Annotated in this window: 25 protein-coding genes and 1 other annotated feature; of the genes, 20 read left to right on the top strand and 5 right to left on the bottom strand. The window is 36.5% G+C overall.

From position 1 onward, the window contains the following. The first annotated feature begins 75 nt into the window (after positions 1-75). Positions 76-216: a DUF3985 family protein gene (locus ACXKY9_RS24935; protein ID WP_000404758.1), complete on the top strand. Its 141-nt coding sequence runs from the start codon at positions 76-78 to the stop codon at positions 214-216. 450 nt (positions 217-666) lie between these two features. Here ACXKY9_RS24935 and ACXKY9_RS24930 read toward each other — a convergent pair whose 3' ends face one another. Beyond that, a complete protein-coding gene (locus tag ACXKY9_RS24930) occupies positions 667-1,053 on the bottom strand; it encodes a DUF3938 domain-containing protein (RefSeq protein WP_001077776.1) in 387 nt (128 codons plus the stop codon). 461 nt (positions 1,054-1,514) lie between these two features. On the opposite strand from ACXKY9_RS24930, the gene ACXKY9_RS24925 reads away from it, so the two are divergent. After that, on the top strand, positions 1,515-2,036 hold the full coding sequence (locus ACXKY9_RS24925) for a GNAT family N-acetyltransferase (RefSeq protein ID WP_000397306.1): 522 nt from the start codon (positions 1,515-1,517) through the stop codon (positions 2,034-2,036). Positions 2,037-2,146: 110 nt separating this feature from the next. Here ACXKY9_RS24925 and ACXKY9_RS24920 read toward each other — a convergent pair whose 3' ends face one another. Beyond that, entirely contained in the window at positions 2,147-3,040 is an 894-nt protein-coding gene (locus ACXKY9_RS24920; protein ID WP_000530044.1) for a YitT family protein, read from the bottom strand. Positions 3,041-3,317: 277 nt separating this feature from the next. Here ACXKY9_RS24920 and ACXKY9_RS24915 point away from each other — a divergent pair, with 277 nt between their 5' ends. The 6 genes from ACXKY9_RS24915 (at position 3,318) to ACXKY9_RS24890 (ending at position 8,791) form a co-directional block, all read left to right on the top strand. After that, positions 3,318-3,602: a hypothetical protein gene (locus tag ACXKY9_RS24915; protein ID WP_000394930.1), complete on the top strand. Its 285-nt coding sequence runs from the start codon at positions 3,318-3,320 to the stop codon at positions 3,600-3,602. 28 nt (positions 3,603-3,630) lie between these two features. Further along, positions 3,631-4,413, top strand: coding sequence for a membrane protein insertase YidC (locus ACXKY9_RS24910; protein ID WP_000920519.1), 783 nt, complete (start codon positions 3,631-3,633; stop codon positions 4,411-4,413). Between the two features lie 129 nt (positions 4,414-4,542). Then, positions 4,543-5,358 (top strand): hypothetical protein, encoded by an 816-nt coding sequence (locus ACXKY9_RS24905; RefSeq protein ID WP_000730884.1) that lies wholly within the window; start codon positions 4,543-4,545, stop codon positions 5,356-5,358. 267 nt (positions 5,359-5,625) lie between these two features. Then, positions 5,626-5,862 (top strand) — a binding site (T-box leader). Between the two features lie 65 nt (positions 5,863-5,927). Continuing rightward, complete coding sequence (locus ACXKY9_RS24900; protein WP_000546336.1) at positions 5,928-7,238, top strand: APC family permease; 1,311 nt, start codon at positions 5,928-5,930, stop codon at positions 7,236-7,238. 107 nt (positions 7,239-7,345) lie between these two features. Beyond that, positions 7,346-8,530, top strand: a complete 1,185-nt coding sequence (locus ACXKY9_RS24895; RefSeq protein ID WP_003285707.1) for an MFS transporter — start codon at positions 7,346-7,348, stop codon at positions 8,528-8,530. Positions 8,531-8,608: 78 nt separating this feature from the next. Beyond that, the gene (locus ACXKY9_RS24890; protein ID WP_000288473.1) at positions 8,609-8,791 is read left to right on the top strand and encodes a hypothetical protein; all 183 of its coding nucleotides are present in this window, start codon (positions 8,609-8,611) and stop codon (positions 8,789-8,791) included. A 27-nt stretch (positions 8,792-8,818) separates the two neighbouring features. On the opposite strand, the gene ACXKY9_RS24885 is transcribed toward ACXKY9_RS24890, so the two are convergent. Further along, positions 8,819-9,577, bottom strand: coding sequence for a TrmB family transcriptional regulator (locus ACXKY9_RS24885; RefSeq protein ID WP_000939479.1), 759 nt, complete (start codon positions 9,575-9,577; stop codon positions 8,819-8,821). Positions 9,578-9,763: 186 nt separating this feature from the next. Between ACXKY9_RS24885 and ACXKY9_RS24880 the strand changes: the two genes are divergently transcribed. The 4 genes from ACXKY9_RS24880 to ACXKY9_RS24865 all read left to right on the top strand — a co-directional run bounded on the left by ACXKY9_RS24880 (position 9,764) and on the right by ACXKY9_RS24865 (position 13,667). Next, the gene (locus tag ACXKY9_RS24880; protein WP_000946354.1) at positions 9,764-11,764 is read left to right on the top strand and encodes a methyl-accepting chemotaxis protein; all 2,001 of its coding nucleotides are present in this window, start codon (positions 9,764-9,766) and stop codon (positions 11,762-11,764) included. Between the two features lie 77 nt (positions 11,765-11,841). Continuing rightward, on the top strand, positions 11,842-12,144 hold the full coding sequence (locus ACXKY9_RS24875; protein ID WP_001018860.1) for an MTH1187 family thiamine-binding protein: 303 nt from the start codon (positions 11,842-11,844) through the stop codon (positions 12,142-12,144). Positions 12,145-12,192: 48 nt separating this feature from the next. Then, positions 12,193-12,438 carry a YusU family protein gene (locus ACXKY9_RS24870; protein WP_001290594.1) on the top strand — a complete coding sequence of 82 codons (246 nt, stop codon included), beginning with the start codon at positions 12,193-12,195 and terminating at the stop codon, positions 12,436-12,438. A gap of 311 nt (positions 12,439-12,749) precedes the next feature. Then, the gene (locus ACXKY9_RS24865) at positions 12,750-13,667 is read left to right on the top strand and encodes a proline dehydrogenase family protein (RefSeq protein WP_000436772.1); all 918 of its coding nucleotides are present in this window, start codon (positions 12,750-12,752) and stop codon (positions 13,665-13,667) included. A 22-nt stretch (positions 13,668-13,689) separates the two neighbouring features. On the opposite strand, the gene ACXKY9_RS24860 is transcribed toward ACXKY9_RS24865, so the two are convergent. Both ACXKY9_RS24860 and ACXKY9_RS24855 read right to left on the bottom strand, forming a co-directional pair. Then, the gene (locus ACXKY9_RS24860) at positions 13,690-14,529 is read right to left on the bottom strand and encodes a D-alanyl-D-alanine carboxypeptidase family protein (protein WP_000831461.1); all 840 of its coding nucleotides are present in this window, start codon (positions 14,527-14,529) and stop codon (positions 13,690-13,692) included. An 87-nt stretch (positions 14,530-14,616) separates the two neighbouring features. After that, positions 14,617-14,763, bottom strand: a complete 147-nt coding sequence (locus ACXKY9_RS24855; protein WP_001096344.1) for a YuzL family protein — start codon at positions 14,761-14,763, stop codon at positions 14,617-14,619. A 235-nt stretch (positions 14,764-14,998) separates the two neighbouring features. On the opposite strand from ACXKY9_RS24855, the gene ACXKY9_RS24850 reads away from it, so the two are divergent. From ACXKY9_RS24850 to ACXKY9_RS24815, 8 genes are all read left to right on the top strand, one after another. After that, positions 14,999-17,380: a 3-hydroxyacyl-CoA dehydrogenase/enoyl-CoA hydratase family protein gene (locus tag ACXKY9_RS24850; RefSeq protein WP_000486378.1), complete on the top strand. Its 2,382-nt coding sequence runs from the start codon at positions 14,999-15,001 to the stop codon at positions 17,378-17,380. A gap of 21 nt (positions 17,381-17,401) precedes the next feature. Continuing rightward, on the top strand, positions 17,402-18,574 hold the full coding sequence (locus ACXKY9_RS24845) for an acetyl-CoA C-acetyltransferase (RefSeq protein WP_001206324.1): 1,173 nt from the start codon (positions 17,402-17,404) through the stop codon (positions 18,572-18,574). A gap of 344 nt (positions 18,575-18,918) precedes the next feature. After that, complete coding sequence (locus ACXKY9_RS24840; protein ID WP_000416291.1) at positions 18,919-20,703, top strand: acyl-CoA dehydrogenase FadE; 1,785 nt, start codon at positions 18,919-18,921, stop codon at positions 20,701-20,703. Between the two features lie 139 nt (positions 20,704-20,842). Next, on the top strand, positions 20,843-21,565 hold the full coding sequence (locus ACXKY9_RS24835) for an MBL fold metallo-hydrolase (protein ID WP_001242325.1): 723 nt from the start codon (positions 20,843-20,845) through the stop codon (positions 21,563-21,565). 3 nt (positions 21,566-21,568) lie between these two features. After that, positions 21,569-22,117: a TetR/AcrR family transcriptional regulator gene (locus ACXKY9_RS24830; RefSeq protein WP_000074939.1), complete on the top strand. Its 549-nt coding sequence runs from the start codon at positions 21,569-21,571 to the stop codon at positions 22,115-22,117. Positions 22,118-22,807: 690 nt separating this feature from the next. Then, positions 22,808-22,993, top strand: coding sequence for a hypothetical protein (locus tag ACXKY9_RS24825; RefSeq protein ID WP_001180555.1), 186 nt, complete (start codon positions 22,808-22,810; stop codon positions 22,991-22,993). Positions 22,994-23,006: 13 nt separating this feature from the next. Next, entirely contained in the window at positions 23,007-23,255 is a 249-nt protein-coding gene (locus tag ACXKY9_RS24820) for a spore coat protein (protein WP_001002987.1), read from the top strand. Positions 23,256-23,499: 244 nt separating this feature from the next. Further along, on the top strand, positions 23,500-24,450 hold the full coding sequence (locus ACXKY9_RS24815) for an L-lactate dehydrogenase (protein ID WP_000820650.1): 951 nt from the start codon (positions 23,500-23,502) through the stop codon (positions 24,448-24,450). The last annotated feature ends 15 nt before the right edge of the window (positions 24,451-24,465 follow it).

Genomic DNA, 24,465 nt, shown 5'->3' with positions numbered 1-24,465 from the left:
CATCTTATGCCGTTCCATAAATAGTCCGGGGCGAGTAAAATGAGATAAGAAGAGCAAAGCTTGGAGGAAGTAAATATGGAAATTTTATCAATTATTTTGATAGTCTTGCTCATTTATGTTGTTTTTAAAGTGGCATATGTAGCATTAAAGATACTCGCGATCCTATTAATTATCTTTTTAATCGTAGAGTTCGGCAGTAAGTTGCTTGGGGGATAGGGTATGTTGTGCGTTTCGAGTGTCGAAGGTTGTCGTTAAATCGATATCTTGTGTTGAACCGTTGATATAATGAAAAAATCGTTGATATAAGTGGAGAAATGATCGATATATTTGAAAAATCGTTGATATATTTTAGTGAATACGAAGTGGGGTATGTGGAAAAGAAGTTGCCGTTGGGTAGCTTCTTTTTATTGTAGTGGCAGGGTATAGAGCATAAATAGGTTGCCGAAAATTGCCGGTAAGTCGATAGCCTGTGTCGAACGGTCGATATAATGAAAAAATCGCTGATATAAGTGGAGAAATCGCCGATATATATGGAGAATCGCTGATATAATCCGGTTGGTACTGGATGGGGTATGTGAGAAAGAAGTTGCCGTGAGGGCAACTTCTTTTTATCGTGATGCGGGGTATGCAAACCAACATAAAAAAGCTGGAAGAGTATCTTCCAGCTTAAGAGTTACTTTCAATTTGACGACCGCTATCTTCTTCAGTGTCTTGTAATAGGTTGAATACGTCTGCTAGGCAGAATGCAATGAACCAAGTCCATAGACCGTGGAAGAAAGCTGAGCTTAATTGAAGTGGTAATGTATAGTTTGTCATTGAGTAGGAAATACATCCACCAACGATTCCGATCATTGTTAATAACATTGTTTTTTGAGCATTTTCTTCTGGATTGAAGAGGAAGTAAATGTATCCGCCTAAAATTGAAGCGCTTACAAGCGTTTCGATTCCATTAAAGATGATATTCTCTCCAAGCTGAGTGTTTGTCCAGAAGCAGATTGTTCCGCCGATAATAGCAAACAGGACAGCTATTGTATATCGTATATATTGATTCATATGTTCATCTCCCTATGTAATAAGATGATTTGGAAGTCAAAAAGGTAGGTATAGTATATTGAAGTGAGTTTTAATTGTACGTATCTTTTTATAAAAAGATCATTGAAGAGTAACTAAGATGATCGGTTGTTTAAACCGTTACGTGTATGGTGTCTGAAATATACCCGACTGCTCGTTTCTTTTTGCTTGTAAAATAAGAGAAACTTCCAAGTCTATATACTCTTTTTTTTGTGAGTCTGCTTTCATTATAACACATTTAGGGACATAATAATAGAATTATCTGATTTTGTAATAAGTGTAAAAAATAAAAAGCGTAAGGAAATACCATTAACGGTGCAGTTTAGTGGAAGAAGGATTTTAATTTATTATGATGAAATATGTAATCAAGGTGAGATCTAAGAATGAGGCTTAAATACTATAAAAAATGTTTTATAGCATGAATGTAAGGGAGGAGAGCTAACTTGGAGTTCACAACAGAAAGATTAATAATTAGACCTTTTAAGAGTACTGATTTACAGGATGTATTTGCTATTTATAATAGTGATGATACATGTAAGTTCCTATTACATAATAAGTGGACTCATGAAGACATGCAGAAAAGATTTAATAAGAAGCTAGCAAATAATGTACTTACTAAAGAAACAATATTAAGTTTGGCAGTTATATACAAAACTAAAGTAGTTGGTGATTTATCCGTATGGTACACAAATATGAAAGACACTGTTGAGATTGGTTATAGTTTTGCAAAGGAAGTAGCTGGGAGAGGTTTGGCAACAGAAGCAGTAAGTAGTTTGGTATTGAAATTATTTAATGAATGTAATGTACATCGTATACAGGCTAATCTTGATGCACGTAATACAGCTTCACAAAAATTGTGTGAACGAATAGGCATGAGAAAGGAAGCCCATTTCATACAAGATTTTTGGAATAAAGAGGAATGGACAGATAGTATTGTATATGGAATGCTATCCTCCGATTTGTAGTAATAAACTTAGTGATTTTATTATGCTAAAAGGTACGTTAGTTGAATAACAAAGGGCATAACATATTATATATGACTAATATGTTATGCCCTTTAATTTATTAACCTGTTTTATATGCGTTTGAAACGGCCGACAATTTCAACTGTTTCAGTAATGTTCATAAATGCTTTGTTATCCACTTGACGGATAATACGTTTCATTTCGCCTAACTCATAGCGAGTCACGACAGTGTAAATCATTTTTTTCTTATGGTTTGTATAGCCGCCGACAGCGTCTACCATTGTCACCCCGCGTATGCCGTGATGTAGTAGTGCGCTTTTTATTTCCTCGCCTTTTTCTGTAATAGTCATTATCGTTAATTTAATATGTTTCGTATGCACAGCGTCGATAACTTTGCTGACTACAAATCGACTAATTAACGTATAAAGTGTAATATCCCATCCGAAAATAAAACCTGCTGCTACAAGTAAGATTAAGTTGAATACAAATATGATTGCTCCAATTGAAACATCTCGATATTTCGCTACAATCAATCCGACAACATCAAAACCACCTGTTGAAGAAGCAAATCGGAATATAATTCCTGAAGCTGCTCCGCAGATAACACCACCGAATACAGAAGAAAGTAAAATATCGTCTGAAACTTGGTGTACCGGGATAATGTTCATCGCTAACGATGACACAGCTACAAAGTACGCTGTTAAAAAGGTTGTCTTCTTTCCTAAGTAAAAGTGACTTAAAATAAGAAGAGGAATGTTTAGTAAAAAGATAAGTGCACCGATATTGTAGTGCATTAAATAACCGATAATCATCCCTACACCAGCGAATCCACCGCTAATCATATTATGCGGGATAAAAAACATATTCATAGAAATTGCATACAAAATAGAAGCTATAAAAATAACAACCAACTGTATCATAAATTCTAAGTGAAATGTTTTAGCTGCTGGGAAGGATAAAAAGGCGGTGTCGGGAACGTAATCGGCGTCTCCTAGTTGACCCATAGTATGTTTCATCTCCATATTCATTTTTGATTACAAGAAGAGAATAAAGGTTTTTTCAAAAACTGGCAATAGTTTTATTATAATGCAAAAATTTTATAAATTTCTAATAAATCAAGCCTATTCATTGATGTGTGTGAATATGCTAAAGAAAGCGAATACAACGTTTCTTAATTATTGTTTTCTTGAGAAAATATGCAAAATACTTTTTTTGAAAATAAAAGGAAATAGAGAATATTTGCCCGATGTGCTAAAATGACCTTATTAAGGATGTGAAGCGATGGAATTTTTATTGCAGGATGCAATTCTATATATATCGTTTGTAACGACAGCACTTTGCTTATTAGAAGTTTTCTTCCTTGCTAATGTTTCTCGCTTTGTGCGTCAACAAGCATCAAGCGGTAGACAAAGAGCTTTTGCGTTAGTTGATACATGTGAAGATAGTGCGGGAAATGTACCGCTATTTTCAATTTTTTATAAATATGGAATGATTCGTTCCGTACGCAGACAAGAATCAAGTGAAGAGAATGATGAGGTTGGTCCGTATACACCAATGTTTCGCTAAATAATTACGAAACATTGGAGGAATGAACATGTTAAAATCATACCGAGCTGCGCTCATTAGTTTATCAGTAGTACTTGTTTTTGTTTTATCCGGCTGCAGTAATGCAGGCACAATTGATTCACATAGTACGGGAATATGGAACCATTATTTCGTATATCCAATCTCGTATATGATTCAATTTGTTGCTCATCATATACCGGGAGCTAGCTTCGGGGTTGCTATCATTATTATGACGCTCGTTATTCGTTCAGCCATGATTCCATTAGCTGTTTCGCAATATCGCAGCCAAGCGAAAATGAAGAAAATGCAACCTGAATTGCAGAAGCTAAAGAAAAAATACGGTGATGTAAGCAAAGACCTTGAAAAACAAAAGCAGTATCAAAAAGAAATGTCAGAACTAATGAAATCAGGCGGTTGGAATCCACTTGCTGGTTGCTGGCCAATTTTTATACAAATGCCGATTTTCTCTGCTTTGTATTATGCGATTAGCAGAACGGAAGAGATTCGCACATCTTCGTTTTTATGGGTGAACCTAGGACATGCAGATCCATATCATATATTACCGATTATTGCAGCGTTAACGACATTTATTCAGATGAAAGTTTTCCAATCGAATATTACACCTGGAGAACAAGTACAGATGCTAAAGATGCAGCAAATTATGATGCCAGCAATGATTCTATTTATGGGGTTTGCGGCGCCATCAGGACTTGTGTTGTACTGGATAACAGGTAACTTATTTACAATGACACAAACAATTGTATTAAGAAAAATAATGGAACGTGAAGAGTTACAATTACAAAAAGCATAGAGAAACACCGCTCATTACGAGCGGTGTTTTTTATTTGAATCGTTAAGGAAATTTTAAGAAACCAATATTACTATTGGCGTTGTATACGAAAGTGTACATGCTTTAGAAATATGAAGGAGGAAATTTCCTATGAAGAAGAAAACAGTTGGTTATTTAGCGATTGCAGGTGCTTTATCATTCGGAATCATTGGAGGAGTCGGTGTTCCGGCATTCGCGGCAACAAATACTCCAACAGCTGAGCAAGCGACAAAAACAGTGAAAAAAGATTTAGATGACGCTACAAAACAAAAAGTAAAAACGATTATGGACGATACAAAGAAACAGTTACAGGAACTAGGTGTAAAGCTTCCGGAGAAAGAGAAGCGTAAAGACATGTTTGCAGGATTAGATGAACAGGCGAAAGAAAAAGCGAAGTCAATTTTAGAGCAAGAGAAATCCGGAAAACTAACACGTGAACAAGCAAAAGAGGAATTAACAAAGTTAGGCGTAAAAATGCCGGAGAAAGGTAAGCGTGGAGACATGTTTGCTAACTTAGATGAGCAGGCGAAAGAGAAAGCGAAGTCGATTTTAGAGCAAAAGAAATCTGGAAAATTAACGCATGAGCAAGCAAAAGAGGAATTAACAAAGCTAGGCGTGAAAATGCCGGAGAAAGGTAAACATGGAGACATGTTTGCTAACTTAGATGAACAGGCAAAAGCAAAAGCAAAGTCAATTTTAGAGCAAAAGAAATCTGGAAAATTAACGCATGAGCAAGCAAAAGAAGAATTAACAAAATTAGGTGTGAAACTTCCAGAGAAAGAGAAGCATGAAGACATCTTTGCAGGATTAGATGAAGCAACAAAAACAAAAGCAAAAGCGATTTTAGACAATGAAAAGAAACAATTAGAGGCATTGAATGTTGATTTACCGCACCATAAGTTTTTTATGAAAAAAGATGAGAAATAATTGAATGAAGTCGTATCTTTCGTGTGGGGGCTTTCTTTTGAAAGACCTCCTTTTATTGTTGGCGTTTTTTGTTGGTAAATCGATATATTTGAAAAATCGCTGATATAATTTTTACAGCTACACTGCTCCAAAGATACGAGGGAATTAGAGAAATATTACAGCTTCTGTTATAATATAAGAAGATAAATATTTCCTATGTTATATAAAAAATATATTGATTTTTTCTAACAATTCAATATAATGAACAATAACTACAAAATTCGACATCAAGAAGTGATGATGAGGACACGATCAATTTTTTACGATTCTCAGAGAGGGAAGCCTTTGGCTGTGAGCTTCCTAATACGGAAAAATAGATTACCACCTCTGAACTGCAGCAGTGAACGAGCATCTAGTAATTGCTTGCCGGCAAAAACCGTTATTTAGACTTGAGAAATTGGTGAAGTGTGTTACTTTACGAATTGAAACAAGGGTGGAACCACGAATACAACACTCGTCCCTTTTTTAGGGAGGAGTGTTTTTTTATTTCATTTTTGCATCACACTAGGATTGGAAGGAGGATACGCAGCATGCATCATGATGAGAAGAACAAAATTGGTTTAACAGTAGCACTTTCTATCGTAGTAGGAACGATTATTGGATCTGGTGTGTTTATGAAACCAGGGAGCGTATTAGATTACTCGGGGAGTTCTAATATGGCCATTCTTGCTTGGGTAATTGGTGGTCTGTTGACGCTAGCAAGTGGTTTAACAGTAGCTGAAATTGGAGCGCAAATCCCGAAAAATGGTGGGTTGTATACGTATTTAGAGGAGATTTACGGAAGTTTTTGGGGATATTTATCAGGTTGGATGCAAACAATTGTTTATGGACCTGCTATTATCGGAACATTAGGTTTATACTTTAGTTCTTTAGTGATTAATTTTTTCTATTTAGATAAAGTGTGGAATTTACCAATCGCAATTGGAACGGTTGTGTTCCTTGGCGTTGTAAATAGTATGGGAACAAAATACGGAGGTATCGTTCAAACAATCACGACAATTGGGAAGATGATTCCGATTGTGTTAATTGTTGTGCTAGGTTTCTGGAAAGGGAATAGCGATATTTTTAACGTAGTTGTGCCGATATCGGAAAATCAAAGTATCGGTATGGCAATTTTAGCAACGTTATTTGCTTATGACGGCTGGATTTTACTTGCTTCGATTGGTGGAGAAATGAAGAATCCAACAAAGTTATTACCGAAAGCAATGACAGTAGGGATTTTAATCGTAACGGCTGCTTACGTATTAATTAACTTGGCATTATTAAATGTATTACCAGCAGCGAAAATTGTAGACCTTGGAGAAAATGCAACAGCGACAGCTGCAGGCATGTTACTTGGAGAATATGGCGGAAAAATTATTAGTATCGGTATTATCGTTTCTATTTTCGGCTGTTTAAATGGAAAGATTTTAACGTTCCCACGTATCCCAATGTCTATGGCAGAGCGTGGACAACTTCCATTTTCTAAGTTTATTGCAAAGGAAAGTCCGAGATTTAAAACACCAGCAAATGCGATTACTGTTGAAATCATTTTAGGAATTATTTTAATGATTATTAGTGATCCAAATAAGCTATCTGAGATTTCCGTATTCATTATTTATATTTTCTATGTAATGACGTTTATTGGTGTCTTCATTTTAAGAAAACGTAATAAGAATAAAGAGCGTGCATATAGTGTACCGTTATTCCCAATCGTACCAATCGTAGCGATTTTAGGTTCGTTTTTTGTAATTGGTAGTGCGATTATTAACGATCCAGTAAGTTGTTTCTTATCGATTGGAATTGTATTTACGGGACTTCCGGTGTATTGGTATTTAAATAAGAAGAAAGAAACAGAATGATGAAAAGGTAGGCGTATTATACGCCTACCTTTTTTACTGTAAAAAAATTGTACTTGCTTCCATTTTCTATTTTGGTTACTATAGTCGTAGTAACCAAAATAGAAAGCGTGGGGAAAGACTTGAATTTTCGTGTTTATATTTTAGCTATCGCGGCTTTTGTAGTCGGAACGGTTGAGCTAATTATAGGAGGAACGCTCGATTTAGTTGCCAATGATTTAGGAGTATCTATTAGCGCAGCTGGTCAGCTTATAACAATATTTTCGGTAGTATTTGCTTTGTCAGGTCCAGTTTTATTAGCTTTGACAGGGAAGTTTGAAAGAAAAACATTGTATGTTGGAGCATTATCGATTTTCTTAATCGGAAATATTATTTCGGCATTTAGTGTGAATTACGGAATGCTAATGTTCTCAAGGGTTATTTGTGCGGCGAGTGGTTCATTAATTATTGCACTATCGGTAACACTTGCTTCTAGTGTTGTAGAACCGCATTTTCGTGCGCGTGCAATTGGAATCATTTTCATGGGAATTAGCGGATCACTCGTACTTGGAGTACCGCTCGGTCTTGTGCTCGGAAATGCATACGGATGGCGTGCACCATTTGTATTAATTGCGGTATTAACAGTTATGGCAATTGCTTGTATTTCATTATTCTTAACGAAAGTACCACCGACATCGGTATTATCAATAAAAGAACAACTTGCTACTTTAAAAGATAAAAAAATTGTAAGTGCACAGTTAACATCATTTTTGTTTTTAACAGGGCATTTAACATTGTATGCATATTTAACACCGTTTTTAAAAGATGTCATGTATGTTGAAGCAAACTGGATTAGTGTGTTTTACTTTATTTTCGGAATCGCAGCAGTAATTGGTGGCGGATTCGGTGGCTGGCTTGCTGATAAATGGGGATCGAAGAAAAGTATTATTTCCATCATTATCGTATTTGCGTGTGCAATCTTCATACTGCCATTAATGACATTCTCATTCCCACTCTTCATCATTATGATGGGACTTTGGAGTATGCTGAGCTGGGCGATTTCACCAGCGCAACAAAACTATTTAATTGAAATTGCACCAGAATCAGCTGGTATTCAGCAAAGTTTAAATAACTCTGCCCTTCACTTAGGAATTGCACTTGGTTCAACAGTAGGCGGAGTTGTTATCGAAAAATCATCTGTTATATATAATGCTTGGGTAGGCGGTGGCTTTATTGTATTAGCACTGCTTTGCGCGATTTTCTCGATTACGAGAGGACGCTCTACTCAGTTCGTGAAAGAAGAATCTATCGTTTGATAGGTTCTTTTTTTATTTGTAAAAAATCGCAGGTTTTAGTAGAAAGGTGGAGAATTTGTATGTAGCGAGGTGATGTATATGTATACGAATTTTTCAATTATTGGTCTTCTAATTTCAATGCTCCCTTTGTTTCTTATTATTCTTGCACTTAGATGGGTTCGTTTCATCTATAAAAATTCAGAGAAACAAGTAGAGCAAAATGAGAAAATCATTGAGCTGTTGATGGAGATAAAGGAACAAAACGAAAAGGAGTCTAAGTGAAAAACTAGACTCCTTTTTATTATTTAATTAGTATCTTAATTTCATTAACAAACTCTTAATTTCCTCATCTTCCATAAAGAGGTCATGGTGTTTCTGGGTAATCTTTGCAAGTGCAACGTCATGATAGAAAAATTCTGTAAAGAACTTTACGAATGGTTGTGACATTGTTTTCATTGCTTGCCATGACTCTTGTTCTACGCCAGCAAATAAAATTTCACGATCGTCAACGATGAGTAGCAAGTAGCGCTCTAATGCATTAGGTTCTTCAGCTGGGATTAGAAAATGCATGTTTTCTAAGTCTGTTTCTACTTCTCCAACAATAAGGGATTCAATTTGAACACCTTGTTTTGCTTTTTGTTCTAGTAAAGGAAGATATTCTAAAAGAGTATCATTCCAAGCTGAAATACGGATTGATTCTTTTGCACTTTCAATGAGTTCCTTACTTTGAACTCGAATAGAAGATTGCATTTTTAAGCTCCACACACGGTCATCTGTAAATGATTTTTTTGATATATTTGTTTCCAGTTCTTTAATATTTGATTGGAATTCTGTCGTTAATTTTTCAATTGCTAGCTTTAGTGGTAATGCTGTATACAGTTTTTTCTTTTCTGAAACAGAATCCATTACCATTCCTTTATCGATTAGGCGTGCTAGCACTTCATATATTTTTGCTTTTGGAACACCTGAATGCTTCACAATCGTTGTAGCATCTAATGGTTCATTGCTTGATACGACAACTTCATAAGCTTGGCTTTCATATTGTGAGAAACCGAATTTTTGTAACATAGTTCCCTCCGAACGAATGAGATTATATTTTAAGGATAATGAACTATTTGTTTTTGCACAAGTGGTAGTCCGTTTTCTAATTGTATTAAGGTGAGAATTAATTTCAATTTTTTAATTTTATCTATTATACTTAATATAATGATTAATAAGATTTTAATTTAATGCGAAGGGGATGCTGGGGGGAAGATGTTAAGAAGTTTACGTTTAAAAATTGCGGTAGTGTTTTCAGTACTTATTTCTATGATGTTCGTAATATTGGGTACAGCTGTGTATCAATTACAGAAAGAAAAGGAAGTGCGTTCCTTAGACGAGTATTCTCAAAATGCGATGGATCTTGTGACAGAGCAACTTACGACATTTGTTCAAAGAACGGATGAAGATATGGGGTATTACGCGAACAGTGAGATGATTCGTAATATACTTCAAGGTGGGGTTACTCCAGAAGAGGAAGCGTTTTTAACGAAAGAGTTTGCAGAGTATAAAAAGAATCATCCTGGTATTTTAGATTTATATATTGGTACGAAAGATAAAAAAACATTAAGTGCCAATCTTGCTGAAGGTGGGCAAGTGCCAGAAGGATACGATCCAACGACAAGACCATGGTATAAAGATTCAGAGGCTGATGTAAAAAAGGTCCACTGGGGACAACCTTCTTATGAAATTGCAACAGGAAAGTTAAGTGTAGGTGTTTCTAAAGCAATTACAGCTCAAGATGGATCTGTATTAGGCGTTGTTGCGATGGATGTATCGCTTGGGACGATTCAGAAGTTGCTTCACAATATTCAATACAATAATGACGGAGAAATGTTTATTATAAATGATAAAAATATGGCTCTTGTTTATCCAGAAAAGATAGGGAAAGATGTTTCTAAAGAGCCGCTTATAAAGAGCTTAAATAAAGAGGTAACAAAATATGCGGTCAGTACAATAAAAGGTGAAGATGTAGTTGTTTACAGTCAATCATTTGATACGATGAAATGGACGATAGGAATCTTTTATCCGAAAGAAACAATCGATGGGCTATTAAATAGTACGAGAAATACAGTTATTATAATGGCATGTATTAGTTTATTAGTTGGAATCGTAGCTTCCTACTTGTTCTCAAGAAGATTAGCAAGACCACTGCAACTATTAAAGAATCACGTGCAAAAAGTAGCAGAAGGCGATTTAACGTTGCGAATGAAAGTGACAAGTAAAGATGAAGTTGGAGAGTTGACTAAGCACTTTAATGATATGGTTGAACAAATGAATGAAATGGTAAGTAAAATTAAAAACAGCGTATCAACGGTGCAACAATCAACGAATAGTTTACATTACTTAACGAATGAAACAGTAGCGGCTAGTAGAGAAGTTTCAGGAGCAATGGATGATGTGAGTGGAGGAGCCTCTACTCTTGCGAATGGTGTGGATGAAGTTTCAGCTCAGCTCGAGAATATGGCGGAGTCAGTGGAACAAATGAATAGCTCCGTTGGTGAAATAAAAGGAGTAGCTGGCAAAGCGGAAGAGGCATCTAAGCAAGGATTAAATACAATGAGGAATTTAATCCGTACGAGGGGACAATCATCTTCGATTGTTGTTCATACAGAAGAAGCATCGGATAAGTTAGAACAAAGAGTTGGATCGATTCAAAATGTTGTTGAGCTTATAAAAGGCATTTCGGATCAAACAAATTTACTTGCTTTAAATGCATCGATTGAAGCTGCCCGTGCAGGTGAGCAAGGTAAGGGATTTGCGGTTGTTGCTGAAGAGGTTCGGAAATTAGCGGAACAATCAAAAGAGGCAACCGGAGAAATCACAACGATGATTGGTGATGTACAATTAGAAGTAAAAAGGGTTGTAGAAGTTGTAAGTAAATTGAAAGACATTGCAGATGTACAAAATAAAGTGACGACAGAGGCGGAAATGGAGTTCCGCACAATTATGTCAGTTGTAAATACGATTAGTACTTCAGTTGAAAAAATTGTAGAAGAGGTACATAACATAGGTTACGAGCAAGGGGAAATTACAGCGGTAATGCATACAATTGCTGGTACGAGTCAAGAAAGTGCAGCTGTTTCTGAAGAGGTACATGCTGCAACGGAATCACAGGTGAATCATTTAGAAAAGGTAGCTCACACGATGGAAAGTTTGACAGAACATATGAGAGATTTAGAAAGATTAGTCGAGCAGTTTAAAGTGGAAGAGTAACATATTAGTAAAATGATGAGGATTTCGGTAAAATAGACAATGGATATATAAGAAACGATTATAGGAGGAAGACTACTATGGCAATTGTTGATGTATCGATTATTCCAGTAGGAACAGGTAATCCAAGTGTTAGTGAATATGTAGCAGAAGTACAAAAGGTGCTAGAGAAAAATGCGGATCGCGTGAAGTATCAATTAACACCGATGAATACAATTATTGAAGGAGATCTTCCTGTCATTCTAGAAGTAATTCAACAAATGCATGAAGTTCCATATACGAAAGGTGCACAGCGTGTTGCAACAACTATTCGTATTGATGATCGTCGTGATAAAGTAAGCACAATGGAGAAAAAATTAAACTCTGTTCGATCAAAATTATAAAGAAAAGCAGCGATTTTCGCTGCTTTTTTCATATAGGGGGTAAATAAAATGAGTGAAAAGTTTAACGAGCAGTTTGATGGTTTACTGGAGAAATACACTGAGCTGTTACTTGGAGAGAGCAATGAAGAGAGAAAAGAACAGGTACAGAAGTGGGCACTGTATTCTTACATAGCTAAGACGATGCCAGCTTTAGTAAAGCATTGGAATGAAACTTATCCAGATGCGAAAGAAGAGATGGTGCAGTTAATTACAGATATTAAAAGGCTGAATGAAGAGAAGCGAAATGAGCAATAAAAAAACTTGAGGGAAATATAATCGTAAGTTTTCTGTATTAATATCCTTATATAATTTACATGGAATATAAAGGGTTTTATAGGCATGTCGAATATTTTCGACATGCCTATTTTATGCCTATTAAACTCCATTTTTCTAAATGTCGAAAAATATTTCAGTTATATTTATAAGCGAAAATATAGGGTTTTAAATGTTTTTATAGTATTTTATAAATTATCTAAATAATTATTTGTATCCAATAATTTTAAACAATGATATAATTTTGAAGAGGGGTAAAAAACAGATAAATTACAGTCATAGGGGTGAATTACATGGAACAATTAATGCGAAATTCGTTTCTTTTCTTGTCAAAAAATAAAGCGCTAACAAAACTGGCTAAAAAGTACGGTTTACGCTTTGGTGCAGGTCGCTTTGTCGCAGGGGAGACAATTGAATTAGCGACAGCAGCTATTAAACAATTGAACAAGCAAGGACTTTGTGTAACAATCGATTATTTAGGGGAATTCGTTGATAATGAAGCGGAAGCAAATGAAATGGCTAACCAATCGATTGAAGCGATCCGTGCAATTGGAAGAGAAGGTCTTGATTCGCAGCTTTCTTTAAAGATGACTTCTATGGGATTAGATATCTCTGATGAAATCGTAATGAACAATATGCGCCGTATTTTAGAAGCGGCGAAAGAAAATGGTGTGTTCGTTACCATTGATATGGAAGACTATACACGCTGTGGTAAAACAATTGATATCTTTAAACAATTAAAATCTGAATACGATAATATTGGTACTGTTATTCAAGCTTACCTATATCGTACAGAAAAAGATATTGAAGATTTAAATGCTTATAATCCGAATTTACGTCTTGTAAAAGGTGCTTATAAAGAACCTGAAGAAGTGGCGTTCCCAGACAAGAAAGATGTAGATGACAATTATAAAAAAATTATTAAAATGCACTTATTAAATGGAAATTATACTGCAATTGCTTCACATGACGAAGCGATTATTGAATATACAAAAAAACTTGCTGAAGAACACAACATTCCAAGGGATCAATTTGAATTCCAAATGTTATATGGTATTCGTAATGAGCGTCAACTTGAGCTAGTAAAAGAAGGCTACAAAATGCGTGTTTACGTACCTTATGGAAACGACTGGTATGGATATTTCATGCGTCGTCTAGCAGAGCGTCCAGCAAACGTTGCGTTCGTATTAAAAGGTATGGTTAAAAAATAACCAAGGAGAAAATACTCCTTGGTTATTTTAATTGCTGAAATGCATAATGTGCCATTTTCTTCGTATCAGGATACAGTTGCTTGCGGGTAGAAGATAATACAACATTAATGACACGTTTACCGTCTTTTTCATCCACTGTTACGACTGTATATTTGCCAAGTGCTGATAGACCGCTTTTACTTCCAATCGCATATGGATCGTCATATAGTTCTTCTCGTCCGTAGTTTGCGATGTTTGGAGAGCGTTCTGAAGTATGTAGAGTTGTACGCGTTGAATTCATATATTCTAAAACAACTGGATACTTTAATGCTTCTTTCGTAATAATAGCAATGTCATATGGCGATACTTTATTTCCAAGTGCATCAGCACCACTTGCGTTTTTGAAAGTCGCATGCTTTGTACCAAGTTCCTTCGCTCTAGCATTCATCATTTTTACAAATTCATTTTTTGATCCTGCAATATGTTCTGCGATGGATTCAGCTATTGGATCTGCACTAATGATAAGCATAAGTTTTAATGCCTCATCACGCTTTAATTTTTCTCCAGCACGAAGTTTAATTTTCTTGCTTTGACTTTCTGTTTTAATTGCGTTTTCTGTAACTGTAATTTCTTCATCTTCTTTTACATTCTCTAGTAAAAGAAGGGTTGTCATCATTTTGGCTATACTAGCCGGATAAGAGCGTTCGTCTTCACGTTTCCCATACAAAATTTCACCTGTGTCTGCATCGATTGTAACTCCGTATTGCCCAGTAATGTTGGGTTGATCAGCTCTTACAGCTTGTTGTCTTTGTGCATAAGAGAAGAAAATCATCCCTGTAAATAGTGTAGCAATCATTACAATCATAACTATTGTTCGTTTCATTATAATTCCCTCATTTGTTACAAATAAATTGGGCAGAAAAAGCAGCCATTAATCATTATGCCACGTTCTCTGCCCAAAAATATAGCGTTATTTTTCGCCCATATTATGCTTTTTATATTGTTGGTTATTACCTTGACGTCCTTTTTCCACGCCGTGGTTATGCGGACCTGCATTTCCAGTTACACTAGCTGCACTAATTCCAGCCTTTGAAGGGTTCTTCTTAAGTTTTGCCATATATATTCCTCCAGTTTCGTCAGATTATAAAAAGGGAAAGTGTATTTTAGTGAAGAAAATACATATATAGCATGGCCAAATGAAAGAAAAATATTTATTTCAGAAAATTTTATCAATAAATATATTGCGAAAATTTAAACAGTATCATATATTTATTAGTAGAGGCTCACTCATTGATTGCGACTTATGTCGAAAAATTGAATGAGCATTCATTCAAGAATAGGGGGAGAATTGGATGTTCCAAATTAAAAAGGCTGCTGTTCTAGGTTCAGGCGTAATGGGTTCGGGAATTGCGGCACACTTAGCTAATATTGGTATTCCGACATTATTGCTTGATATTGTACCACCTGCGCTTACAAAAGAAGAAGAAGCGAAGGGACTTACATTAGAACATAAAAGTGTGAGAAATCGTTTTAGTAATACGGCTGTGCAAAAACTATTAAAGCAAAAACCAGCTCCTCTGACAGTGAAAGGAAATCTAGCACTGATTGAAGCAGGTAACTTAGAAGATGATCTTGAGCGTCTAGCTGATGTAGATTGGATTATTGAAGTAGTAGTTGAAAACTTAGATATTAAAAAGAAATTATTTGAAAAAGTAGACGCTGTTCGTAAACCGGGCTCAATTGTAAGCTCGAATACGTCAGGCATTTCAGTTGAAAAAATGGCAGAAGGTCGTTCAGACGACTTCCAGAAACACTTCTTAGGCACACACTTTTTTAACCCACCACGATATTTAAAACTTCTAGAGGTAATACCGACGAAAGAAACAGATCCACAAGTATTAAGCTTCATGAAACTATTTGGCGAAGACGTTCTTGGAAAAGGCGTTGTTATCGCAAAAGATACACCAAACTTTATTGGAAACCGCATCGGTACGTATGGTTTACTTGTTACTCTTCAAGAGATGGTAAAACGCGGCTATAGCATTGGGGAAGTTGATTCTGTAACAGGCCCACTTATTGGTCGTCCGAAGAGCGCAACGTTCCGCACATTAGATGTTGTCGGTTTAGATACATTCGTACACGTTGCAAATAACGTATATGAAAATGTGCAAGAAGAAGAGCGTGATGTATTTAAAGTACCAGCTTTCATGCATGACATGCTTGAGAAAAAATGGCTTGGAAGTAAAACGGGGCAAGGCTTCTTCTTAAAACAAGGAAAAGAAATTTTAGAATTAAATCCTGAAACGATGGAATACGAAGCGCGTAAAAAATTAAAAGCTGCATCCGTAGAGTTAAGTAAACAAGAAAAAGGATTAGCGAATAAATTGAAAGCGCTTGTATACGCGAAAGACCGTGCAGGAGAGTTATTATGGAACATCATTACACCAACTCTTTTATACTCTGCAAAACTTCATAAAGAAATTGCTGACGATATCGTTGCAATTGACCAAGCGATGAAGTGGGGCTTCGGCTGGGAGCAAGGGCCATTTGAAGTGTGGGATGCAATCGGCGTTGAAAAATCTGTTCAAAAGATGGAAGAAAACGGCGTAGTTGTTCCTACTTGGGTGAAAGAAATGTTAGAGAAAGGTTTCACTACTTTCTATAAACATGATAACGGCGATAGCTACTATTACGATAATGGCGAATATAAGCTAATCGAGCGTAATAAAAAAGCAATTTCTCTTAAGCAATTAAAAGCAAAAAATGGTGTATTAAAGAAAAATAGCGGAGCGAGCTTAATTGATTTAGGCGACGGCATCCTTTGCTTAGAGTTCCATTCGAAGAGCAATGCAATCGGTATGGATATTACGCAAATGATTAACTACGCTGTTGATGAAGTAGAAAAGAATTATAAAGGTCTTGTTATCGGTAACCAATCGAAGAACTTCTGCGTTGGTGCGAACCTAGCAATGATCTTAATGGAAGCACAAGACGACAACTACTTTGAAATTGAGTGGGTTGTGAAAAACTTCCAAGATGCAATGACGAAAATTAAGTACTCTTCTAAGCCAGTTGTAGCAGCACCATATGGTATGACGCTTGGCGGAGGTACAGAAGTTTGCTTACCAGCAGCGAGCATTCAAGCTTCTAGTGAAACGTATATGGGCTTAGTAGAAGTTGGTGTTGGCTTAATCCCTGGCGGAGGCGGTAATAAAGAGCTATACATTAAACACTTAAACAAAATGGCAAACGGTGTAGAGTTTGATCTGCAAAAAGTTGCAAATAAAGTGTTCGAAACAGTCGCAATGGCGAAAGTTTCAACTTCAGGACAAGAAGCAGTTTCTCATAACTTCTTAGGTGATAAAGATGGTATTAGTGTGAATGGTGATCACTTACTATACGATGCGAAACAGAAAGCACTTGCTTTATATGAAGCTGGTTATAAAGCGCCGATCCGTAAAAAGATACCAGTTGTTGGGGAAACAGGATATGCAACTCTTGCACTTGGTGCGGAAGCAATGCATTTATCTGGTTACATTTCAGAGTACGATCTTCACATTGCTAAGAAACTTGCATATGTCATTGCGGGCGGAAAAGTGCCGTACGGAACAGAGGTTGATGAGCAATATTTATTAGATGTAGAACGTGAAGCATTTATTAGCTTAGTAAGTGAGATGAAATCACAAGCAAGAATGCAGCACATGCTTGTAAAAGGAAAGCCATTACGTAACTAATAACGAGGGGAGATATCGTTCATGAGAGAAGCTGTCATTGTTGCGGGAGCAAGAACACCAATTGGAAAAGCAAAGAGGGGTTCATTAAAAACAGTTCGTCCTGACGATCTAGGGGCGTTAGTAGTAAAGGAAACGTTAAAGCGTGCGAATTATGAAGGACCAATCGATGATTTAATTTTCGGTTGTGCGATGCCAGAAGCAGAGCAAGGTTTAAATATGGCTCGTAATATCGGCGGATTAGCAGGACTTTCTTACGATGTTCCAGCTATTACGATTAACCGTTACTGTTCTTCAGGTTTACAAAGTATCGCTTACGGAGCTGAGCGTATTATGCTTGGTCACTCTGAAGCTGTATTATCAGGCGGAGCAGAATCAATGAGTTTAGTTCCAATGATGGGACACGTTGTTCGTCCGAATAGTCGCCTTGTAGAAGCGGCTCCAGAATATTATATGGGTATGGGACATACAGCAGAGCAAGTTGCTGTGAAATATGGAATTTCTCGTGAAGAGCAAGATGCATTTGCAGTAAGAAGTCATCAACGTGCTGCGAAAGCATTAGCTGCAGGAAACTTTGCTGATGAAACAGTACCTGTAGATGTGACGTTACGCTCGGTTGGATCAAACAATAAACTTCAAGAAGAAACAATCACTTTCGCACAAGACGAAGGTGTAAGAGCAGAGACGACACTAGACATTTTAGGAAAATTACGTCCAGCATTTAACGTTCGCGGTTCTGTAACGGCTGGTAACTCTTCACAAATGAGTGATGGTGCAGCATCTGTATTATTAATGGATCGCGAAAAAGCAGTGAGCGATGGCATGAAGCCACTTGCGAAATTCCGTTCATTTGCAGTAGCTGGCGTACCACCAGAAGTAATGGGAATCGGCCCAATCGCTGCAATTCCAAAAGCGTTAAAACTAGCTGGCTTAGAGTTATCTGATATTGGCTTATTCGAACTAAATGAAGCATTTGCTTCTCAATCCATTCAAGTTATTCGTGAACTTGGTTTAGATGAAGAAAAAGTAAACGTAAACGGTGGTGCAATCGCACTTGGACATCCACTTGGCTGTACAGGAGCAAAACTAACACTATCTCTTATTCACGAAATGAAACGCCGCAACGAACAATTTGGTATCGTAACAATGTGTATCGGCGGCGGAATGGGAGCAGCGGGAGTATTTGAATTACTTTAAAAAGTGCAGGTGGCTCGTTTAGAACAGGAGGGCGTTGGAAGCCTTGACGAAGAGGCGCTTTTTGCCTCACAGGAAGGGGTGAAACGACCGACTGTTTTAGCCACTGGAACTGGATTATGAAAAAAAGTGGAAGCGGCTTGTTCAGAATGTGAGGGGGATGGAGCTTCAGACGTAGAGGCGCTCTTTGCCTCGTAGGAAGAAGCGAAGCCACCGAACATTCTAGCCGCTGGAACTGGATTATAAAAAAAAATGGAAGCAACAAAGGTTTATAAAAACAAAAGGGAGAGCCAGCTTCTTTCAAAAAGAGAGAAGCGGCTCATGAAAATATGAAGGAGGAAATTTTCATGGAAAAAACAGTAGGAAATGCGGTTAAAGGCGGTAGCTTTTTAGTAGATGAGATTACGATTGATCAAGTGTTTACGCCAGAAGATTTTTCATCTGAGCATAAAATGATTGCTAAAACGACAGAGGACTTTATCGTAAATGAAGTTCTTCCAGAGCTTGAATATTTAGAGCAACATGAGTTTGATCGTTCAGTTCGTCTTTTAAAAGAAGCTGGAGAACTTGGTTTATTAGGCGCTGACGTACCAGAAGAGTACGGCGGAATTGGTCTTGATAAAGTAAGCTCAGCGTTAATCGCAGAGAAATTCTCTCGCGCTGGTGGTTTTGCAATTACTCACGGTGCTCACGTAGGTATCGGATCTTTACCAATCGTATTATTCGGTAACGAAGAGCAAAAGAAAAAGTATTTACCATTACTTGCAACTGGTGAAAAATTAGCTGCATACGCATTAACAGAGCCAGGTTCAGGATCTGACGCATTAGGCGCAAAAACAACTGCACGTTTAAATGCAGAAGGTACACATTATGTATTAAACGGTGAAAAACAGTGGATTACAAACTCTGCATTCGCTGACGTATTCGTTGTATATGCAAAAATAGATGGCGAGCACTTCTCAGCATTTATCGTAGAGAAAGACTACGCTGGCGTATCTACAAGCCCAGAAGAAAAGAAAATGGGTATTAAATGTTCTTCAACTCGTACGTTAATTTTAGAAGATGCGTTAGTACCGAAAGAAAACTTACTTGGCGAAATCGGTAAAGGTCATATTATCGCATTCAACATTTTAAATATCGGTCGTTATAAATTAGGTGTTGGTACAGTTGGATCTGCGAAACGTGCAGTAGAAATTTCAGCACAATATGCAAACCAACGTCAACAGTTCAAACAACCAATCGCTCGCTTCCCATTAATTCAAGAGAAACTTGCGAATATGGCAGCAAAAACATATGCAGCTGAAAGCTCTGTATATCGTACAGTAGGTTTATTCGAAAGCCGCATGAGCACATTATCTGAAGAAGAAGTAAAAGATGGTAAAGCAGTAGCAGCTTCTATCGCTGAATATGCAATCGAGTGCTCTTTAAACAAAGTATTTGGTTCTGAAGTATTAGACTATACAGTAGATGAAGGTGTTCAAATTCACGGTGGTTACGGATTTATGGCAGAATACGAGATTGAAAGAATGTACCGTGATTCTCGTATTAACCGTATTTTCGAAGGAACGAACGAAATTAACCGCCTAATTGTACCAGGTACGTTCTTACGTAAAGCGATGAAAGGTGAATTACCACTTCTTCAAAAAGCACAAAAATTACAAGAAGAGTTAATGATGATGATGCCAGAAGAAGTAGGCGATGAGCCATTAGCACTTCAAAAGTATTTAGTAACTAATGCGAAGAAAATCGGCTTAATGGTAGCTGGATTAGCGGCTCAAAAATACGGTAAAGCATTAGATAAAGAGCAAGAAATTCTTGTGAATATCGCTGACATCGTAAGCAACCTATACGCAATGGAGTCAGCTGTTCTTCGTACAGAAAAAGCAATTAAAACAACTGGTCTTGAAAAGAATAAACAAAAAGTGTTATACACTGAAGTATTCTGCCAAGAAGCATTCAACGAAATCGAAGCAGATGCGAAAGAAACACTTATCGCAGTTGAAAATGGCGACATGCTGCGCATGATGTTATCATCATTACGTAAATTAACTCGCCACACACCACTTAACGTAATTCCGAAGAAACGTGAAATCGCTGCGAAAATTTTAGAAGATGAGCGTTATACAGTTTAATATCTTTAAAGAACAGTAGTCGTTTATACGGCTACTGTTCTTTTTTTTGAAAAAAAGAAATTTTTTAGTGGTATAAAACTAATGCTATTAGTATAATAAAACTAATGGCATTAGTTTTCGTGAAAAGGGAGATGGGACTATGAGGATGATACATGAAAAAACGTTATATCAATTGTCATTTTTGCCAAGAGCGTTTCCTGTAAATTGTTACTTTGTAGAGGAAGAAGATGGTTTAACTTTAATTGATGCGGCTTTGCCATATAGCGCAAAAGGTATTTTACAGGCGGCTGAGAAAATAGGAAAACCAATTACTAAAATTGTATTAACACATGCGCATGATGATCACATCGGTGCATTAGATGCATTAAAGGAAGTACTTCCTCATGTTCCAGTCTATATTTCTAAGCGGGACGCAAAGCTGTTAGAAGGAGATACGACGTTACAAAAGGATGAACCGAATATACCGATAAAAGGCGGTGTACCTAAAAAAGTAAAAACGGTACCTGATGTTTTATTAGAAGATGGCGACCGAGTTGGATCGCTTCTTGCAATTATGACACCGGGACATACACCAGGATCCATGTCGTTTCTTGATGTACGGAATAAAGCTCTTATTGTTGGGGATGCATTCCAAACAAGAGGAGGTATGGCTGTTTCGGGACAAATGAAATTTTGGTTTCCGTTTCCTGCGATGGCAACGTGGAGCAAAGAAATATCATTACAAAGTGCAGAGAAGTTAAGCGAATATGAGCCTTCCTTACTTGCGGCAGGACATGGGAAAATGATAAAGAATCCAGACACTGTCATAAAACTTGCTATTAAGGAAGCTAAGCGGAATATAGAAAGTAAGAAAGAGGGGTAATTTATGTCACCGAGAATCGGACTTACATTACAAAAAATTGTAGAAACAGCGGCAGAAATTGCAGATACAAATGGAATACAAGAAGTAACGTTAGCTTCATTAGCGCAAAGGTTAGGGATACGTTCGCCCTCACTATATAATCATGTAAAAGGGTTACAAGATGTACGGAAAAATCTTGGTATTTACGGAATCAAACAGCTGCATAACAGACTAGAAGAAGCTACTGAGGGTAAATATACGGACGAAGCAATTCATGCATTAGGAGAAGCGTATGTAGCATTTGTCCGAAAACATCCTGGACTATATGAAGCAACTTTTTTACGAGATGAAGAAGTAAGAAAAGCAGGTGACGGAATTGTAAAGCTTTGTCTTCAAGTATTACAACAGTATGGCTTAGAAGGAGAGAATGCACTTCATGCGACACGCGGATTCAGAAGTATTTGTCATGGATTTGCGTCGATTGAACAGCAAGGGGGATTTGGTTTGCCGCTAGATTTAGATACGAGTTTACATGTATTGTTGGAAACGTTTATTAAAGGATTACGTGAATAAGAAGCAAAGCAAACAAAAACCTTAGAAGTGATTCTAAGGTTTTTTTGTGCATATGATTCGAAAAGAATGGTAGGCTTTTTCTTATGAAATGATATTATTTTGCAGGTTTGAAAAATGTATATATCGCTAAGAAAAAGCAAACGAAACTGAATACGATGGGGTCTTGATAGGGACTAGGCTCAGAGCCCTTCTGGATTTCTGTAAGGAAGTCATGTGTTTTCATGTTTATTGCTCCTTTATATAAGAATACTTTTAATGAAGCTAATACTTACTAATAGAGTTGCACTAATAAACAATAGGAAAAATGTAGTGTTACGATTTTTATAATTGTTAAGTGCTATAAATAGAAAGCAAATGAGAAATAACATATGTAAAGCTATAGAAGTGAATAACGGCTTTAAATTTAATATATCAATCAACAGTTTTACATAGAGGATTGCGTAAATGATAAAGAAGATAACTTTAACATATTTTTGCATGAGCACACCTTCCTACCATGGTTTGTTTGAGGATTATACTGTTATTATAAGGTTAGCTTTTGAATATTTGTATTTTTCTGTAATTATAACATTTTTTTGTATTTATAAATAGATGTGATTGATTTGAAATGTAAGAAAGCTTTTTCATGAATACGATTTAAAAAGAACAGAATACTAAAGGAGAATGAAAGAAGAAAGGTAGGAGTATTCCATGCAAAATTTAACAGAGCTTGAAGTAGAAAACTTACGTCATTTAATTGGTGGACACGCAACAATTATTAACAAGTTGGAGCAGTATGCACAGACGTGTACAGATCCACAATTGAAACAAATGTTACAAAAGGATGCGCAAGATGCACGAAATACGAAACAGCAATTAATGACTTTCCTAGGATAGGAGGAAGCGGAACATGAATGAAAAAGATATGGTAAATGATTATTTAGCAGGATTAAATGCAAGTTTAACAAGTTATGCAAATTATATTGCTCAGTCTGATAATGAACAGTTACACCAAACGTTAATTCAAATTCGTAATCAAGATGAAATGCGCCAACGTAATATGTATGAGTACGCAAAGCAAAAAAGTTATTACAAACCGGCAGCACCTGCGAATCCGATGATTGTGCAGCAATTAAAAAGTCAATTAAGTGCGGAATAACAGGAAAAAGAAGACGAGCGAATTTATTCGCTCGTCTTCTTTTTTATATGTCAATAAATACATAATAAATATTTTTCCAGCTGTAACAAATATGACGAAAATGGAATATAACAATTCACAAAAAGGACAAACGATTTGCTCAATATTTCACAAAGTATCCATGATTTCTATCGTGAGAACCTTTATAATTAGGAGTGTAAAGAGCAAAAGAAATAGATTATATGATCAATTAGGAGAGATTGCTATGAAAAGACATACAAGAAAAATTGCAATTATCGGTACTGGATTAGTTGGATCAAGTTGTGCGTATTCCATTGTAAATCAAGGGATTTGTGAAGAGCTATTATTAATTGATATAAATCATGAACGTGCAGTTGGGGAAGCAATGGATTTATCACATTGCATTAACTTTACAAATACAAGAACAAAAGTATATGCAGGAAGCTATGAAGACTGCAAAGATATGGACATTGTTATTATTACAGCAGGGCCAGCACCAAAACCAGGGCAAAGTCGCTTAGATACTTTAGGAGCGAGTGCGAAGATTATGGAAAGTGTTGTTGGCGGCGTAATGGAAAGTGGATTTGATGGTATTTTCTTACTTGCATCGAACCCAGTTGATATTATTACATATGAAGTGTGGAAATTATCTGGATTACCTAGAAATCGCGTAATCGGTACTGGTACATCACTAGATTCTTCTCGCTTAAGAACAATTTTATCTGAAATGCTACATGTAGACCCTCGTAGTATTCATGGGTATTCATTAGGAGAACATGGTGATTCTCAAATGGTTGCTTGGTCTCATGTAACTGTTGGTGGAAAGCCAATTCTGCAAATTTTAGAAGAACAAAAAGAACGATTTGGTGAAATAGATTTAGATGAAATTGTTGAGAAGACTGCAAAAGCTGGTTGGGAAATTTATAAACGTAAAGGAACTACTTATTACGGAATTGGAAATTCTCTAGCATATATTGCGAGTTCAATCTTTAATGATGATCACCGTGTCATTGCTGTATCAGCCATTTTAGATGGTGAGTATGGTGAATATGATATTTGTACAGGAGTACCAGCTATTATTACTAGAGACGGTATAAGAGAAGTTGTAGAACTCAATTTAACAGAGGATGAAGAATCTCGATTCGCAAAATCAAACGATATTTTACGTGATTATATGAAAACAATTGGTTACTAACTTATAGAAGAAGGT

It is taken from the genome of Bacillus sp. 2175 (assembly GCF_057812155.1).
Note: the sequence above shows the minus strand (reverse complement) of the source record. Positions and strands in the feature narration are given on the sequence as shown.